This window comes from Pectobacterium araliae (assembly GCF_037076465.1).
Taxonomy (GTDB): Bacteria; Pseudomonadota; Gammaproteobacteria; order Enterobacterales; family Enterobacteriaceae; genus Pectobacterium; species Pectobacterium araliae.
The window spans coordinates 4,274,881-4,289,869 of sequence record NZ_AP028908.1; the positions used below are offsets into that span (position 1 = coordinate 4,274,881).

14 protein-coding genes and 1 pseudogene are annotated in these 14,989 nt (G+C 49.5%); 3 read left to right on the plus strand and 12 right to left on the minus strand.

Going from position 1 to position 14,989, the window contains the following annotated elements; genetic code table 11:
• Positions 1 to 4: 4 nt before the first annotated feature.
• Complete coding sequence (locus AACH44_RS19420) at positions 5 to 1,204, minus strand: starvation-sensing protein RspA (protein WP_261849841.1); 1,200 nt, start codon at positions 1,202 to 1,204, stop codon at positions 5 to 7.
• Positions 1,205 to 1,526: 322 nt separating this feature from the next.
• Between AACH44_RS19420 and AACH44_RS19425 the strand changes: the two genes are divergently transcribed.
• On the plus strand, positions 1,527 to 2,909 hold the full coding sequence (locus AACH44_RS19425; RefSeq protein WP_261849840.1) for a PTS transporter subunit EIIC: 1,383 nt from the start codon (positions 1,527 to 1,529) through the stop codon (positions 2,907 to 2,909).
• A gap of 146 nt (positions 2,910 to 3,055) precedes the next feature.
• On the opposite strand, the gene AACH44_RS19430 is transcribed toward AACH44_RS19425, so the two are convergent.
• The 10 genes and pseudogenes from AACH44_RS19430 to ilvL all read right to left on the minus strand — a co-directional run bounded on the left by AACH44_RS19430 (position 3,056) and on the right by ilvL (position 11,691).
• Entirely contained in the window at positions 3,056 to 3,496 is a 441-nt protein-coding gene (locus AACH44_RS19430) for a lysozyme inhibitor LprI family protein (protein WP_261849839.1), read from the minus strand.
• Between the two features lie 131 nt (positions 3,497 to 3,627).
• Entirely contained in the window at positions 3,628 to 4,068 is a 441-nt protein-coding gene (locus tag AACH44_RS19435) for a lysozyme inhibitor LprI family protein (protein ID WP_261849838.1), read from the minus strand.
• Positions 4,069 to 4,413: 345 nt separating this feature from the next.
• Positions 4,414 to 4,524, minus strand: a pseudogene (locus AACH44_RS19440) (type VI secretion system tube protein Hcp); the annotation flags it as partial.
• Positions 4,525 to 4,552: 28 nt separating this feature from the next.
• On the minus strand, positions 4,553 to 4,762 hold the full coding sequence (locus tag AACH44_RS19445) for a hypothetical protein (protein ID WP_338659414.1): 210 nt from the start codon (positions 4,760 to 4,762) through the stop codon (positions 4,553 to 4,555).
• A gap of 299 nt (positions 4,763 to 5,061) precedes the next feature.
• Positions 5,062 to 6,606, minus strand: a complete 1,545-nt coding sequence (gene ilvA, locus AACH44_RS19450) for a threonine ammonia-lyase, biosynthetic (RefSeq protein ID WP_261849836.1) — start codon at positions 6,604 to 6,606, stop codon at positions 5,062 to 5,064.
• Positions 6,607 to 6,611: 5 nt separating this feature from the next.
• Positions 6,612 to 8,462 carry a dihydroxy-acid dehydratase gene (gene ilvD, locus AACH44_RS19455; RefSeq protein WP_261849835.1) on the minus strand — a complete coding sequence of 617 codons (1,851 nt, stop codon included), beginning with the start codon at positions 8,460 to 8,462 and terminating at the stop codon, positions 6,612 to 6,614.
• A gap of 73 nt (positions 8,463 to 8,535) precedes the next feature.
• Positions 8,536 to 9,462 (minus strand): branched-chain amino acid transaminase, encoded by a 927-nt coding sequence (locus AACH44_RS19460; RefSeq protein WP_095700894.1) that lies wholly within the window; start codon positions 9,460 to 9,462, stop codon positions 8,536 to 8,538.
• A gap of 25 nt (positions 9,463 to 9,487) precedes the next feature.
• Positions 9,488 to 9,748, minus strand: a complete 261-nt coding sequence (gene ilvM / locus AACH44_RS19465; RefSeq protein ID WP_005969103.1) for an acetolactate synthase 2 small subunit — start codon at positions 9,746 to 9,748, stop codon at positions 9,488 to 9,490.
• Positions 9,749 to 9,805: 57 nt separating this feature from the next.
• Positions 9,806 to 11,452, minus strand: coding sequence for an acetolactate synthase 2 catalytic subunit (ilvG, locus tag AACH44_RS19470; RefSeq protein WP_261849834.1), 1,647 nt, complete (start codon positions 11,450 to 11,452; stop codon positions 9,806 to 9,808).
• Between the two features lie 140 nt (positions 11,453 to 11,592).
• Positions 11,593 to 11,691 carry an ilv operon leader peptide gene (ilvL, locus tag AACH44_RS19475; RefSeq protein WP_071531109.1) on the minus strand — a complete coding sequence of 33 codons (99 nt, stop codon included), beginning with the start codon at positions 11,689 to 11,691 and terminating at the stop codon, positions 11,593 to 11,595.
• A gap of 405 nt (positions 11,692 to 12,096) precedes the next feature.
• Between ilvL and AACH44_RS19480 the strand changes: the two genes are divergently transcribed.
• Entirely contained in the window at positions 12,097 to 13,623 is a 1,527-nt protein-coding gene (locus tag AACH44_RS19480; RefSeq protein WP_261849833.1) for a YifB family Mg chelatase-like AAA ATPase, read from the plus strand.
• A 57-nt stretch (positions 13,624 to 13,680) separates the two neighbouring features.
• Here AACH44_RS19480 and AACH44_RS19485 read toward each other — a convergent pair whose 3' ends face one another.
• Positions 13,681 to 14,019 (minus strand): DUF413 domain-containing protein, encoded by a 339-nt coding sequence (locus AACH44_RS19485; protein ID WP_261849832.1) that lies wholly within the window; start codon positions 14,017 to 14,019, stop codon positions 13,681 to 13,683.
• A gap of 120 nt (positions 14,020 to 14,139) precedes the next feature.
• Between AACH44_RS19485 and hdfR the strand changes: the two genes are divergently transcribed.
• Positions 14,140 to 14,967, plus strand: coding sequence for an HTH-type transcriptional regulator HdfR (hdfR, locus tag AACH44_RS19490; RefSeq protein ID WP_261849831.1), 828 nt, complete (start codon positions 14,140 to 14,142; stop codon positions 14,965 to 14,967).
• Positions 14,968 to 14,989: the final 22 nt, after the last annotated feature.

A 14,989-nucleotide genomic window follows, 5' to 3' on the forward strand; every position in this document is an offset into this window, starting at 1 on the left:
TCACTCAGGGCGTATGCATCGTGCCATCTGGCAAGCGGCTCTGCGTCCACTCGTGTGGGCGATAGACAACGGGGAACTGCCGCGCCGCGTTCAGATCGATACCCACGCCAATACCGGGACGTTCAATCGGATACAGATAGCCATTCTCCGGTTCCACCGCTTGCGGGAAGACCTTGCGGGTATTTTCCGAGTAAGCGACAAATTCCTGAATCGCGGCGTTATGCAGGTGGATATTCAGGTGAATGTTGACCGCCGCACCGATGGGCGTCATATCCGGCGGGCAATGCCACGCGAGACGAACGCCAAAGTTCTGACAGAACGCGCCCAGTTTCAGCGCTGGCGTAATCCCGCCAATCTGTGAGACATGGCAGCGAATGTAATCAACCTGTCGATTAATCACCAGGCTCTGCCACTCGGCGGGGTTATTAAACAGCTCTCCGGTCGCGAGCGGCACCGCGCTCTGGCTGCGGATTTGCGCCAGCCACTCATTTTGCGCAGGCGGCAAAATGTCTTCGATGAAATAGGGACGATAAACTTCTACTGCTTTGGCGAACTGCACTGCCTGATTCGGGAACAGACGCTCATGGACATCATGCAGAATGTGGAAACGATCGCCGTATTTCTCGCGCAGCGCACGGAACATGGCGAGCGTGTTGGCCATGTACTGATCCTGATCGTAATAGGCTCCCTCCGTTGGCTGCCGCGTGCTGTGCAGCGCATCAGGATTACCGCCATAGAATCCTAGCTGGCAGCGGATATGACGATAGCCTTGCGCATACAGCCGATCCACTTCCTGATACAGCCCGTCCAGCGTATCGCTGGCAGCATGGCTGTAAGCAGCAATGGCATCGCGGGATTTCCCACCAAACAGGTGATAAAGCGGCATATCCGCCAGTTTGCCTTTGATATCCCACAGCGCCATATCGACGCCCGCCACCGCATTGTTGATAACCGGACCATTACGCCAATAAGCGTTGACCATCATCATGTGCCACAGATCTTCAATGTGGTTAGCATCTCGTCCTAGCAGAAGCGGTTTGAGGTACTCGTCTACCATCGCTTTTACGGCTAGCGGACGTTGCTGGAAAGTCGCACACCCATAACCCGTAACGCCTTTATCCGTATAAACCACCACCGTTACTAAATTATGGCGGTCGGGACGCGTAACAAGACATTCAATGTCAGTAATGATTGTCGGCAACACAAAAATATCCTCCGGAGTGCTTACCGAAATAGCTATATCCGGCAAAAACACAGTCTAAAATCAGTTTCTTTTTTGTTTTCTACTTATTTTTTCTTTTATTGTAAACCTATTCTTAAAAAGAATTATTTTGGTTTGTAAAAGCCACTTAATTGACTAAAAAACCAGACCAATTATAGGTTACTAGCAACAAAACCCATCTAACAGACTAATCATGTGATGAACCTCATGTTTTATTGGTTTGTTTTTTATTTTTTAATTTCTTACTATCTGAGGAAATAATTCAACCAAAAAATAACACAAGGCTATGCGGGGAGTTTATTCCATGGAAAAAAATGACGTTATTCAGTCGATCATTAAACTGGTTGGTGGAAACGATAATATTAATAAAGTCTGGCACTGTATGACTCGACTTAGATTTGATTTAGTTGATGAAAGTAAGGTGCAGACTGACGCAATCAAGAACCTACCGGGTATATTAGGTGCTCAACATCAAAGTGAGCAATTTCAGATTATTATCGGGCCACAGGTCAGCGAGTATTACGAACTGTTGAACGCACAGCTTTCTCCGACAGGTCTTTCTTCCACAACAACAGCACAGCCAGACGCGAAAAAGCAGAAAAAAGGGCTGATCTCTCTGTTCATGGATACGGTTTCTGGCGTATTTGGTCCGATCGTACCCGCCATTGCGGGTGCGGGGATGATCAAAGGGCTGCTGGCAGGGCTGATTGCCTTGAAAGTGGTTTCTGCCAAAACCGATACCGTGATCGTCATCGATCTGATCGCTAGCGGCGTATTTTATTTCCTGCCGTTTTTCCTCGCCGTCTCGGCTGCCAAGATATTCAAAACGAACGAATATTTAGCCGCAGCGGTAGCGGCATGCCTGATGTATCCGTCGTTGATGGAGGCTGCAAAAGCGCTAGCCAGCCACAGCCCTGATGCGGTCAGCGCCTTTTACTTCATGGGTGTACTGCCCATTTCGGTGTTCAACTACTCCGCCAGCGTCATTCCAGTGATTTTCTCCGTTCTGGCGTTGAGCTATATCCACCGTTGGGTCGATCACATTATGCCTTCGGTGCTGAAAACGGTGTTTACCCCAACGCTGACGCTGTTTATCACCGCACTGGTGTCACTCACCGTTATCGGACCATTCGGGATTTATCTCGGCAAGCTGCTGGCGCTGTTTATCCAGAGCCTGTTCGATATATCCGCAGTATTCGCTGGTTTTGTGGTGGGTGCGATCCGGCCTGTCGCCATCCTGACCGGTATGCATCACGCCATGACACCCATTGCGCTACAAAACTTCTCTGACCAGGGTTTTGATATGCTGATGCCAATGATGTGTATGGCCAATATGGCAATTGCAGGTGCCACGTTTGCCATTTACTTCCATGCCAAAACCCGTCAGGACAAATCTGTCGTGCTATCTGCTGGTGTGTCTGCGCTGCTGGGCATCACCGAACCCGCGCTCTTCGGCGTGCTGACCAAGTACAAAAAAGCGTTTATCTCCGCCACGGTAGCCAGCTCCATCGCCTCAGCCTTCATCGCGTACTTCGGTGTCCGGCTGTATGGCTACATTCTGTCGAGTATTTTCAGCCTGCCAGCGTATATCGGCCCGTACTTTAGCTACGCTATCTCCGGTATGGCGATCGCCATCGTGCTGTCTTTTACTCTGACTTATATTCTGGTCGTCAGAGCCTCTAAGTAGGCCATAACATTCTGCATCCACCAGCGTGCGGAACGGCGTTGCCATAAAGAAATACCATCCCTGTTGCTGTCAGATAGCATTAAAGATAACGCCGCCGACTGTAAAACACCATCGGCGGCGTGACACGCTTATCCAAAGGATGAGCATTAAGGTATGCTAGGTTCGCCTTCTAATGTTTCGATCCGCCTATAATTTTCTACCGCCTCGCAAAGATCTTTATTTGAGAAATAAACGTAGCTATCTTTATCATACGAGTGTCCCTTATACGCACAACGATGAACAACGTAATTTTTCCACGCAATCTGATCTTTTTTGAAAAGCATAATCACCTCCTCCGATCTACCAGAATCCTTAAGTTTGGAGAGATATTTTATTACTTCTTTATTTTTCTTTTTCAGTTTCTCTGTCGAATCAAAATTCATCCGCTCAGTACACCTATACAACTCCCAATAGGTCTCGCCTTTCATAATATCTTTACATAGCACTTTTTCCATCGAATCCAGTTTACTCCAGTAAATCTCACCAAATGCAGGAGATATACCGCTCACAGAAAATAACATCGAAATAAAGAAGTAAATATTTTTCATTTTCTCATCCTTAAATAACCCCCTCGATTTCTTCCGGCCTAAAAATCTAGCAACTCTTGCGTACTCTCTATTTTTTACGCCGCCAGTGAAATACCATCGGCGGCGTGACACACTTATCTAAAGGATGAGTATTAAGGGATATTGAGTTCACCGTCTAGCGACTCGATCCGTCTGTAGTTTTCGACCGCCTCGCAAAGGCTTTTATCTGAGAAATAAATAGGGCTATCTTTAATATACGGGTGTACTTTATACGCACAACGATGGACAACATAATTTTTCCACGCGGCTTGATCTGCTTTGAAGAGCTTAACTGCACTTTCCTCATCTTCCATAGTTATAAATTTGGAAAGAAAGCTTATTGCTTCTTTATTTTTTTGTTCTAATTTTTCTGTCGAATCAGCAAGCATCCGATCAATACAAATATCCACTTCATGATAACTCTCTCCTTTCATTAGGTCTTTACATAACGTTTTTTTCATCAAATTAAATTGGTTCAGGTAAATTTCACCAAATGCAGGAAATATACCGTTTACTACAAATAACATCAATATACAAAAATATATAGGTTTCATTTTTTCATCCTTAGATAACCCGCTCGATTTCTTCCGGCCTCATACTCTAGCAACTTCGGTGTATTTTCTATTTTATTTATTAACAGATCGATATCATTCTTTGCTGCGACAGGGATAGTCGTCTCCCCAGCGATCCCTTGATAGGCCAGATCCACCAAAATATCTCGAATAGCGGGATGAAGTTCAGCCCAATTCACTCTACCGGGTACATCAGTGGAATAGCGTGCGTATCGCTATTTCGCTATTTCTATATACCTGATGTAAACCATATTAAACAATTCCGCTTGCTGTTGATGTGTAATTTTCCTATTTTCGTTTTGTGTTTAAACTTAATACTTTAATTTAATCTTCATGACCAATTTGACTTCTATTACCAATTGACTGCAATGTTGAACAACCAGAAGAAATTAACCCCTGTTTATCGCCCGTCAATTCCAAATAGATAATACTCGACATTTTTAGCTCCCTCTAAGAATAAATATTATTAATGCACTGATAATGTCTCAAGCTTGAGTGAAAGCTTTTGCCCATCTGACGTTTTCATTTCCACCAAATTACTTTGGGTCACCTGCATCAGCGAAAGGCATAGTTTCATCATCAATGCGAGTATTTCTTCAGGTGGTAATGAACTATTAATAAGGCTACTTTTTAATTGTTCATTTAACTGAATGACACGTTTTTCTTTATTTTTCACACTCGATCTCCACGTGTTACCCCACTTTTCACCAAATTAACCTAGAAAATAATAATTAGCAATATTTAAAGAAATTAGAAAAACGAGTAATTAATTTAAAAATAATAATAACACACCACAATTAGATTTATTCAACAACGCCTTGATAGGCAAGTTGAAGAAACGTTAAACCCACTTGAGAAAAACCGGTGAACGGCATTGCCATAAAGAGATGCCATCTCTGTTACTGTCAGATTGCATTAAAGATAACGCCGCCGACGGTGAAACACCATCGGCGGCGTTAGGAGAAAACTCAGCAATTAACCCGCCAGAAAGAAGCGGAATGCTGGGTTATTGGTTTCGTCATGGCATTCATAGCCCAACGCCTGCAAGTGCTGTTCGAATTCCCGATCGCCTGCTTCCAGTTCGAACGCGGCCAGCACGCGGCCAAAATCCGTACCGTGGCTGCGATAATGGAACAGCGAAATATTCCAGTGCGTTCCCAGTGTATGCAGGAACTTCAGCAACGCGCCCGGTGACTCAGGGAATTCAAAGCTGTACAGCCGTTCCTGTAACGGTTTGGAAGGGCGTCCACCAACCATATAGCGAACGTGCAGCTTCGCCATTTCATCATCGGACAAATCCACCACTTCATAACCGTCTGCGGAAAGCTCGGCGATAATCTCCTGCCGCTCCGCATAGCCGCGCGTCAGGCGCACGCCAACAAAAATGCAGGCGTCTTTAGCATCGGCGTAACGATAGTTGAACTCGGTAACGGAACGACCGCCCAGCAGTTGGCAAAACTTCAGGAAGCTGCCCTGTTTCTCAGGGATCGTCACGGCCAGCAAGGCTTCACGCTGTTCACCCAGCTCGCAGCGTTCAGAAACGTAACGCAACCCGTGGAAATTGACGTTCGCACCAGACAGGATATGCGCCAGACGCTCACCCTGAATCTGATGCTGTTGGATATATTTTTTCATCCCCGCCAGCGCCAATGCACCAGACGGTTCCGCAATCGCACGGACATCTTCAAACAGATCTTTCACGGCTGCACAGATAGCATCACTGTCGACGGTAATCACGTCATCCAGATATTCCCGACACAGGCGGAAAGTTTCATTGCCGATGCGCTTCACCGCCACACCTTCGGCAAACAGCCCAACACGTGGTAGATCGACCGGTTGCCCAGCGTCCAGCGCCGCGCGCAGACAGGCGGAATCTTCCGCTTCCACGCCAATCACTTGAATCTGCGGCATCAACTGTTTGATCAGTACGGCAACACCCGCCGCCAAACCACCACCACCGACGGGCACAAACACACGATCCAGATGGGCATCCTGCTGTAGCAACTCCAGCGCCAGCGTACCTTGTCCGGCAATCACCGCAGGGTGATCGAACGGCGGCAGAAAGGTCATATGCTGCTGCTCTGACAGTTCAATCGCCTTGGCTTTGGCTTCATCAAAGTTAGCGCCGTGTAGCAGCACTTCTCCGCCAAAACCACGCACCGCATCTACTTTGATGTCGGCTGTCGCCACCGGCATCACAATCAGCGATTTAATCCCCAGCTTGCTGGAGGAGAGCGCGACCCCTTGCGCATGGTTACCGGCTGACGCCGTTACCACACCGTGTGATTTTTGCTCATCGCTCAGACCCGCCATCATCGCGTACGCGCCGCGCAGCTTAAAACTGTGCACCGCGTGCCTGTCTTCACGTTTTACCAGAATGACATTACCCAGCCGCGAAGAGATCTTATCCATTTTCTCCAACGGTGTGACCTGCGTGATTTCATACACTGGCGACCGCAAGATCGCCCGCAGATACTCCGCGCCCCCCGGCGCGGCAGGAAGAGGTTGTGACACAGCCATCAGCATTAGCCTCCCAGCTTGCTTTTATCCCGTACAGCGCCTTTATCTGCGCTGGTTGCCAGACTGGCGTACGCGCGTAGCGCAAAAGAAACCTGGCGTTGACGATTATGTGGCGTCCAAGCGGCATCGCCTCGTGCCAATTCTGCTTCGCGGCGGCTTGCCAATTCATTTTCCGCTACGTCCAGCGCAATGCTGCGATTCGGAATATCAATGGCAATCATGTCGCCATTCTGCACCAAACCAATGGTGCCACCGTTTGCGGCTTCCGGTGACGCATGTCCGATAGACAGCCCTGACGTACCACCAGAGAAGCGTCCGTCGGTGATCAACGCACAGCTTTTACCCAATCCCATCGATTTCAGGTAGGTAGTCGGATACAGCATTTCCTGCATACCCGGCCCGCCTTTCGGCCCTTCGTAACGGATAACCACCACATCGCCCGCCACGACTTTTCCGCCCAGAATCGCGTCTACCGCATCATCCTGACTTTCGTAGACTTTTGCCGGACCGCGGAAAATCAGGCTATCTTTATCAACCCCTGCGGTTTTTACAATACAGCCATCTTCCGCGATGTTGCCGTAAAGCACAGCCAGCCCACCGTCTTGGCTGTAAGCATATTCACGTGAACGAATGCAGCCTTCCTGACGATCGGTATCCAGCGAATCCCAGCGACAGTCCTGGGAAAACGCCTTGGTAGTACGAATACCCGCCGGGCCAGCAGAATACATACGCTTCACGCTTTCATCCTTCGTCAGCATAACGTCGTAGGTTTCCAACGTTTCAGCCAGCGTTTTACCCAACACGTTGTTGACTTCACGATTCAACAGACCAGCCCTATCCAACTCGCCCAAAATACCGATAACCCCACCAGCACGGTGTACGTCTTCCATGTGGTATTTTTGACCGCTAGGCGCGACTTTACACAGATGCGGCACCTTACGTGAGAGGCGGTCGATATCCGACATGGTGAAATCAATTTCACCTTCCTGTGCCGCTGCCAGCAGGTGCAATACGGTATTGGTGGAACCGCCCATGGCGATATCCAGAATCATGGCGTTTTCAAATGCGGCTTTATTAGCAATATTGCGTGGCAATACGCTTGCGTCATCCTGTTCGTAATAACGTTTCGCCAGACCCACGATACGTGTGCCTGCATTCAGGAACAGATCTTTACGATCGGCATGCGTTGCAAGCAATGAACCATTGGCTGGCTGAGAAAGCCCTAATGCTTCGGTCAGACAGTTCATGGAGTTCGCCGTAAACATTCCCGAACAGGAACCACAGGTCGGACAGGCGGAACGTTCAATTTGCTCACTGTCGGCATCGCTAACGTTAGGGTTTGCACCCTGAATCATGGCATCGATGAGATCGAGCTTGATAATTTGGTTAGAAAGCTTGGTTTTTCCCGCTTCCATTGGGCCACCAGAGACAAAAATCACGGGAATATTCAGGCGCAGCGACGCCATCAACATCCCTGGGGTGATTTTGTCGCAGTTGGAGATACACACCATCGCATCCGCGCAGTGGGCATTCACCATGTATTCCACGGAGTCGGCGATCAGTTCACGGGAAGGCAGGGAATAGAGCATACCGCCATGCCCCATCGCGATACCGTCATCCACCGCAATGGTGTTAAATTCTTTCGCGACGCCACCGGAGGCTTCAATCTGCTCGGCGACCAGTTTGCCCAGATCGCGCAAGTGAACATGGCCCGGCACGAATTGGGTGAAGGAGTTGACCACGGCAATAATTGGTTTACCAAAATCGTCGTCGGTCATCCCGGTGGCGCGCCACAAGGCTCGGGCACCCGCCATATTACGGCCGTGTGTAGTTGTGGCTGAACGGTACTTAGGCATGCTCTGTTACTCCAAAAATTACGAATTGGGCGATGACGGAACGTATCACCGCCTGACTGTCTTAATTGATTACTTACTGATTTATCGGATCCAACCAACCCCATTTATCTTCGGTTTCACCCGTAAAGAGGCCGAAGAACGCCTGCTGCAAGGCTTTGGTGACCGGGCCGCGTTTGCCAACGCCGACCTGAATGCCATCGACGCTGCGCACTGGGGTGATTTCCGCCGCCGTGCCAGACATAAACACTTCATCCGCCAGATACAGTGACTCGCGGGACAGCACCTGCTCACGCACCTCATATCCTGCGTCTTTCGCCAGTTTGATGATAGCGTCACGCGTAATGCCCGGCAGCGCCGAAGAGGTAAACGGCGGCGTAAAGATAATACCGTCTTTCACTTCAAACAGGTTCTCACCCGCCCCTTCGGAAACATAGCCGTGGACATCCAACGCAATCCCTTCCTGATAGCCGTGGCGGCGTGCTTCACTACCCACCAGCAAGGAGGACAGATAGTTACCACCGGCTTTTGCAGCGGTTGGAATGGTATTCGCCGCGACACGATTCCAGGACGACACCATTGCATCAATACCGGCTTCCAGCGCCTCTTCCCCCAGATACGCGCCCCACGGAAAGGCTGCAATGATCACATCGGTTTGATAACCATCTGGCGGGTTAACACCCATACCCACATCACCAATAAACACCAGCGGACGAATATACGCGCTGGTCAGGTTATTTTTGCGCAATGTTTCACGACAGGCTTCCATCAACTCATCCACGCTTTGCGCGACGGGCATACGGTAGATTTTTGCCGAATCCCGCAGGCGCTGCATGTGTTCACGATGACGAAAAACCACCGGCCCCTTGTGTGAATTGTAGCAACGAACACCCTCAAACACGGAGGTGCCATAGTGCAGGGCATGCGACATCACGTGTACTTTTGCTTCAGCCCAAGGAACCATCTCGCCATTGAACCAAATGTAGTCCGCTTTTTTTGTCATTCTTCTTTTTCCTTACTCTTTTGCGTTAGGCGCTGATCTGCTGTGATGTCGTCATCGGTTGAATGTCAACGCAGGCAATATCCAACAACTTGCTCAATTGCGTTGACAATAAATCCACCGAACGATGGCTGGCAACGGTCAGCTCAATATTAATGTGATCGGTATTGGTGGTTTGCACCATATTCATCGCGCAAACTTTGAAACCGCGATGGCGGGTAACACGCAATACACGCTCTAAAACCTCGGGACGAAAGCGCGCCTGAATCGAAAGTTGATGATGTGTCATTCTGTTGTCTCCAGCACTTATTCTGTGTAAGTCAGCCATTAGTGGGTTTCATCGAGCTTATTGGATTTTATCGAGCATCGTTTCATTACCAGCACCCGGCGGAACCAGCGGCCAGACGTTTTCATATTCATCGATCGATACGTGCAGCAAATAGGGTCCTTCGCTGTTAAATAGGGCATCCAGCGCGATATCAATTTGATCTTTACGGGTGATGCGCTGGCCGGGGATATCAAACGCGCTTGCCAGCGTCAGGAAATCAGGGTTATCGGAGAGGTCAGTTTCACTGTAGCGTTCATCAAAGAATAACTGCTGCCACTGTCGCACCATGCCTAACCGTTGGTTATCCAGCAGTACGATCTTCAACGGTAGCCGTTTTCGTTTGATGGTGCCCAATTCCTGCACGTTCATCATGAAAGAACCGTCGCCGGAAATGCAGATAACCATGTCGTTCGGGCGCGCAACCTGTGCGCCTACCGCAGCGGGTACGCCGAAGCCCATCGTACCAAGGCCGCTGGAGGTGATGAAATTCTCAGGGCGGCTGAACGTCATATGCTGTGCAGTCCACATTTGGTGCTGACCTACATCGGTCGTGACCACCGTATCTGCATCCATTCGTTCAGAGATCGTTTTCAACAACGCAGGGGCATAAATCGCCTGACCGGGATGATCGTAACGCCACGGATATTCCGCCTTCATCATGATGGCTTGCTGACGCCATGCGCTAACGTTCAGCGACTGTTGCAGCGCGGGTAATATCGCCTTCAAGTCACCTTGCAAAGCCACATTAGCATGGCGCAATTTACTCAGCTCCGCTGGGTCGATATCAATATGGATAACGCTGGCATGAGGCGCGAAGGCGTTCAACTTGCCGGTCACGCGGTCATCAAAACGCGCACCAACCGCGATTAACAGATCGCACTCCTGCACAATCAGGTTCGCCGCCTTCGTGCCGTGCATACCAATCATACCGAGGTAATAGGGATGATTGGCATCCACGGCACCCAACCCTTTCAGCGTCGAAACGGAAGGGATAGCCGTTACGTTCAGGAATTCACGCAGTGCCGGAACTGCATTCGCCATGCCGACTCCACCGCCAACGTACAGCACCGGTTTTTGCGCTTTCGCCAACAGAGCGTACGCCTGCGCAATATCTTGATCGGGGAAATCAACATCGTTAGCAACGGGCGTAAAGTTCGGCGTGAAATCGCCGACCGCTAACTGAATATCTTTAGGAATATCGACCAGAACAGGACCAGGACGACCGCTATTGGCAATCGCGAACGCTTCTGCCATCACTTCCGGCAATGATTCAAGAGACTCAACCAGAAAACTGTGTTTCGTACAGGCTAGTGACAGACCCAACACGTCGATCTCCTGAAAAGCATCGGTGCCAATCAGCGCCGCCCCTACCTGTCCAGTGATCGCCACCACAGGTACGGAGTCCAGCAGCGCATCGGCCAAACCGGTGATCAGGTTAGTAGCACCTGGGCCAGATGTCGCAATGCAGACGCCCACATTACCCGTGGAACGAGCATAGCCAATCGCCGCCATTGCCGCGCCTTGCTCATGGCGACACAGCAGGTGTTTTACGCCGCCGTCATAAAGTGCATCATAGACTGGCATTATCGCGCCACCCGGATACCCAAAAACGGTGTCCACTCCCTGCGCTCGCAACGCTTGTACCACCCACTGTGCTCCATTCATAGTTATTTCCCCGACATTTTATGGGAATAACAGAATTTTGTGCTGATGTTCATTTTCTGTTCCTTTCTGTTATAGATTGCGCTCAACAAAAAACCCCCGACCTTTCGGTGCGGGGGTTTTCTTGAATCAGGCCTTGATTTCTAAGCCATTCTTCTTCCAAGTGCAGCCCCGCACGGTGGGATAATAATCACCACCACGCTAATCACGACTAGGCTAATCACTAGGGATAGGGCTTTCATAATAGGTTGTTCATTAATCTTGTGTCGAACGAATGCCTACAGAGTTATCACAGTAAGACATGCCATTACAACCATTTTTTTTCATTGCCACCGGTGAGAATTACCAACGATACGAAAAAAAACACAACGTAATCATGAGGTAGAAGCATGAAAAATTATTTTCGTCTATTGGCGTAAAAATGAGCAAGCAAGGGGAAACGTAGCAATGAAAACATGCGTTGCCGATCGTCAGATAATGTTAAGAGAACCGTTTCCTTAAATAAATGCGGCGCAGTACGCACAAATTTTATCCATTACTGAAACAGAAGATTATTTTATGACACTGCCGCGCAGGCTAGCGACAACGGTCTCTACTTCTTCTCCCCTACCAGACATGATGCAAGCCATCAGCAAAGGGGAAATAGTATGTCATTGGCAGTTACCTATACTCGGGCAATGATTGGTGTACAAGCACCGGACGTTTACATCGAAGTTCACATCAGCAGCGGGTTACCCGCTTTAACGCTGGTAGGCTTACCAGAAACCACCGTGAAGGAAGCGCGCGATCGCGTGCGCAGTGCACTCATTAATTGCGGATTTACGTTTCCAGCAAAACGCATCACGGTCAATCTCGCTCCCGCAGACCTGCCAAAGGAAGGGGGACGCTACGATCTACCCATTGCTTTGGCGATTCTAGCAGCATCAGAACAAATCGATGGTGAAAAGCTAAGCCGCTATGAGTTTCTCGGCGAGCTTGGCCTGTCTGGCACGTTACGTGGCGTTAATGGCGCGATTCCCGCCGCCTTGGAAGCCATAAAATCAGGCCGTCAGCTTATCCTGCCAGATGACAATAAACGGGAGATGACATTGATACCGCAGGGTGAAGCGCTGATGGCTGGTCATCTGCTAGAGGTGTGTGCTTTTCTCCGTGGAGAAGGGGAACTACCCAGTTGCTCCACTATCACGCCCGTTATACAGGCAGGGGAAGATACACTAGACCTGAAGGATATTATCGGTCAGGAGCAAGCTAAACGCGCATTGGAAATCGCGGCGGCAGGTGGCCACAACCTGTTATTGCTAGGGCCGCCAGGAACAGGGAAAACGATGCTGGCGAGTCGGCTAGGCAATCTGATGCCGCCATTGAGCAATGAAGAGGCGTTAGAAAGCGCCGCTATCAACAGCTTGGTCAACATTGATGCCACCATGACACGCTGGCGAGCCAGGCCCTTCAGAGCACCTCACCATAGCTCTTCCATGGCTGCACTCGTAGGTGGAGGCTCGCTGCCCAAACCCGGAGAAATCTCTCTCGCCCACAACGGTGTACTGTTTTTGGATGAATTACCAGAGTTTGAGCGACGCGTCTTAGACTCGCTGCGAGAACCTCTGGAATCTGGTGAAATTATCATTTCCCGCACCCGAGCCAAGGTGTGCTACCCGGCACGCGTTCAGCTCGTCGCCGCGATGAATCCCAGCCCGTCAGGGCATTATCAAGGCATTCATAACCGATTACCGGCTCAACAGATACTACGCTATCTCAGTAAGCTCTCCGGCCCCTTCTTGGATCGCTTTGACCTTTCGATCGAAGTTCCTTTACTGCCACCTGGAGTGTTATCTCAGCAACATTATCAAGGGGAAAATAGCGCGACGATTCGTGAACGCGTACTGATCGCACGACAGATACAACTGAAGCGGGCAAACAAAATCAACGCACTGCTTACTTCACGCGAAATAGAAAAACACTGTGCGTTAGAAGCACCTGATGCGGCTTACCTTGAGGACGTGATGAACAAACTTGGCTTATCCGTACGTGCCTGGCACAGGATATTGAAAGTCGCCCGCACAATCGCTGACCTTGGCGATCGGGACAACATTGAGAGAAAGCATCTTGCCGAAGCGCTGAGCTACCGTTGTATGGATCGATTGCTCATCCAGCTCCACAAAAGCCTTGAATAGCGGAAGTTCGGTAATGAGTTGCCCCAAAAGGAAATGGGGCTAACGCCCCATTCTTAATTAATCATCACTTTCAGTGTATTCTTCCACTGCATCCATTTGCGGCTTACCGCCAGACAACGTATGGAAGCGTTTAGGACGACGGACACGTTCCAGATATTTGGACCAGATTTTTTCCAATTCTGTTTCCGCTTTACGTTCGCCGCGACACATCGCAAGAAACGATGTCTCTTCCTCAGTCACTGGTTCACGTTTACCCAAATCCAGTTCGTTAAACGCGTAACCGTGGCGTTCCAACAGTTGTGCTTCTTTAATCGTAAAGTCGCCATGTCGGGAAAAACCACGCGGGTAGAACTTGTTATCAAAAAAACGATGAGTGGTAGAGAAGCTTTCTGCCATCTTACACGCTCCTAATTCTTCTATGGTCGTGTTGTTTATGGCGCGGAGTATTAGATAGGCTTGACATTGTGTAAAACAAAACATTTAAATCATTACGACAAAATTTTTTTGGAGATGTGCGTGGACACCGAATTACTAAAAACCTTTCTGGAAGTAAGCAGGACAAGACACTTTGGTCGTGCCGCCGAATCCCTGTATCTGACGCAGTCAGCGGTAAGTTTTCGGATTCGCCAGTTAGAAACGCAGCTTGGTGCCAACCTGTTCACGCGCCATCGGAACAATATACGTCTAACCCCCGCCGGCGAACGGCTTCTGCCCTATGCGGAAAGCCTTATCGGTACCTGGCAGATCGCCAAAAAAGAGGTCGCACGCTCGCAGCAACACAGCCTGCTCTCGGTTGGAGCAACCGCTTCATTATGGGAGGTGTATCTGACACCGTGGCTACAATCTCTCTACCAACAGCGCCCGTTACTCCAGTTAGAGGCGCGGATTGCCTTGCGCCACTCGCTGGTAAAGCAGCTCCATGAACGTCAGTTGGATCTGTTAATTACGACTGAACCCCCCAAAATGGAAGAATTGGCGAGCCAACTACTGGGCAATTTTTCCCTTTCGCTGTTTGCAGCAGAAGCGCACCCACTCGGACAGGAACTGCACTATATAAAACTTGAATGGGGAGCAGATTTTCATCAGCAAGAGACTCGCCTGTTGGCCAGCGAGCAGCTTCCCGTCCTGACAACAACATCAGCCCATTTGACCCGCCAGTTACTTGAAACAACCGGTGGTTGCGCGTTTTTACCTAGCCATTGGTTACAAACGTACACCAATCTACGGATAGTCGGCGACAACCAGCCCGTCATGCGCCCATTTTATGCCGTTTGGTTACAAAACAGCGATCAGCAGACGATGATCCGTCAGTTACTGAAAACGCCTATCGTGGTTAATTCATGACCTATTTTTACTCACATCTGAC

Bases quoted from the DNA above. Each gene is read 5' to 3' on its own strand.
- AACH44_RS19425 (WP_261849840.1), top strand. From the start codon at position 1,527: ATGGAAAAAAATGACGTTATTCAGTCGATCATTAAACTGGTTGGTGGA.
- AACH44_RS19430 (WP_261849839.1), bottom strand. From the start codon at position 3,496: ATGAAAAATATTTACTTCTTTATTTCGATGTTATTTTCTGTGAGCGGT.
- AACH44_RS19435 (WP_261849838.1), bottom strand. From the start codon at position 4,068: ATGAAACCTATATATTTTTGTATATTGATGTTATTTGTAGTAAACGGT.
- ilvA (WP_261849836.1), bottom strand. From the start codon at position 6,606: ATGGCTGTGTCACAACCTCTTCCTGCCGCGCCGGGGGGCGCGGAGTAT.
- ilvD (WP_261849835.1), bottom strand. From the start codon at position 8,462: ATGCCTAAGTACCGTTCAGCCACAACTACACACGGCCGTAATATGGCG.
- AACH44_RS19460 (WP_095700894.1), bottom strand. From the start codon at position 9,462: ATGACAAAAAAAGCGGACTACATTTGGTTCAATGGCGAGATGGTTCCT.
- ilvM (WP_005969103.1), bottom strand. From the start codon at position 9,748: ATGACACATCATCAACTTTCGATTCAGGCGCGCTTTCGTCCCGAGGTT.
- ilvG (WP_261849834.1), bottom strand. From the start codon at position 11,452: ATGAATGGAGCACAGTGGGTGGTACAAGCGTTGCGAGCGCAGGGAGTG.
- ilvL (WP_071531109.1), bottom strand. From the start codon at position 11,691: ATGAAAGCCCTATCCCTAGTGATTAGCCTAGTCGTGATTAGCGTGGTG.
- AACH44_RS19480 (WP_261849833.1), top strand. From the start codon at position 12,097: ATGTCATTGGCAGTTACCTATACTCGGGCAATGATTGGTGTACAAGCA.
- AACH44_RS19485 (WP_261849832.1), bottom strand. From the start codon at position 14,019: ATGGCAGAAAGCTTCTCTACCACTCATCGTTTTTTTGATAACAAGTTC.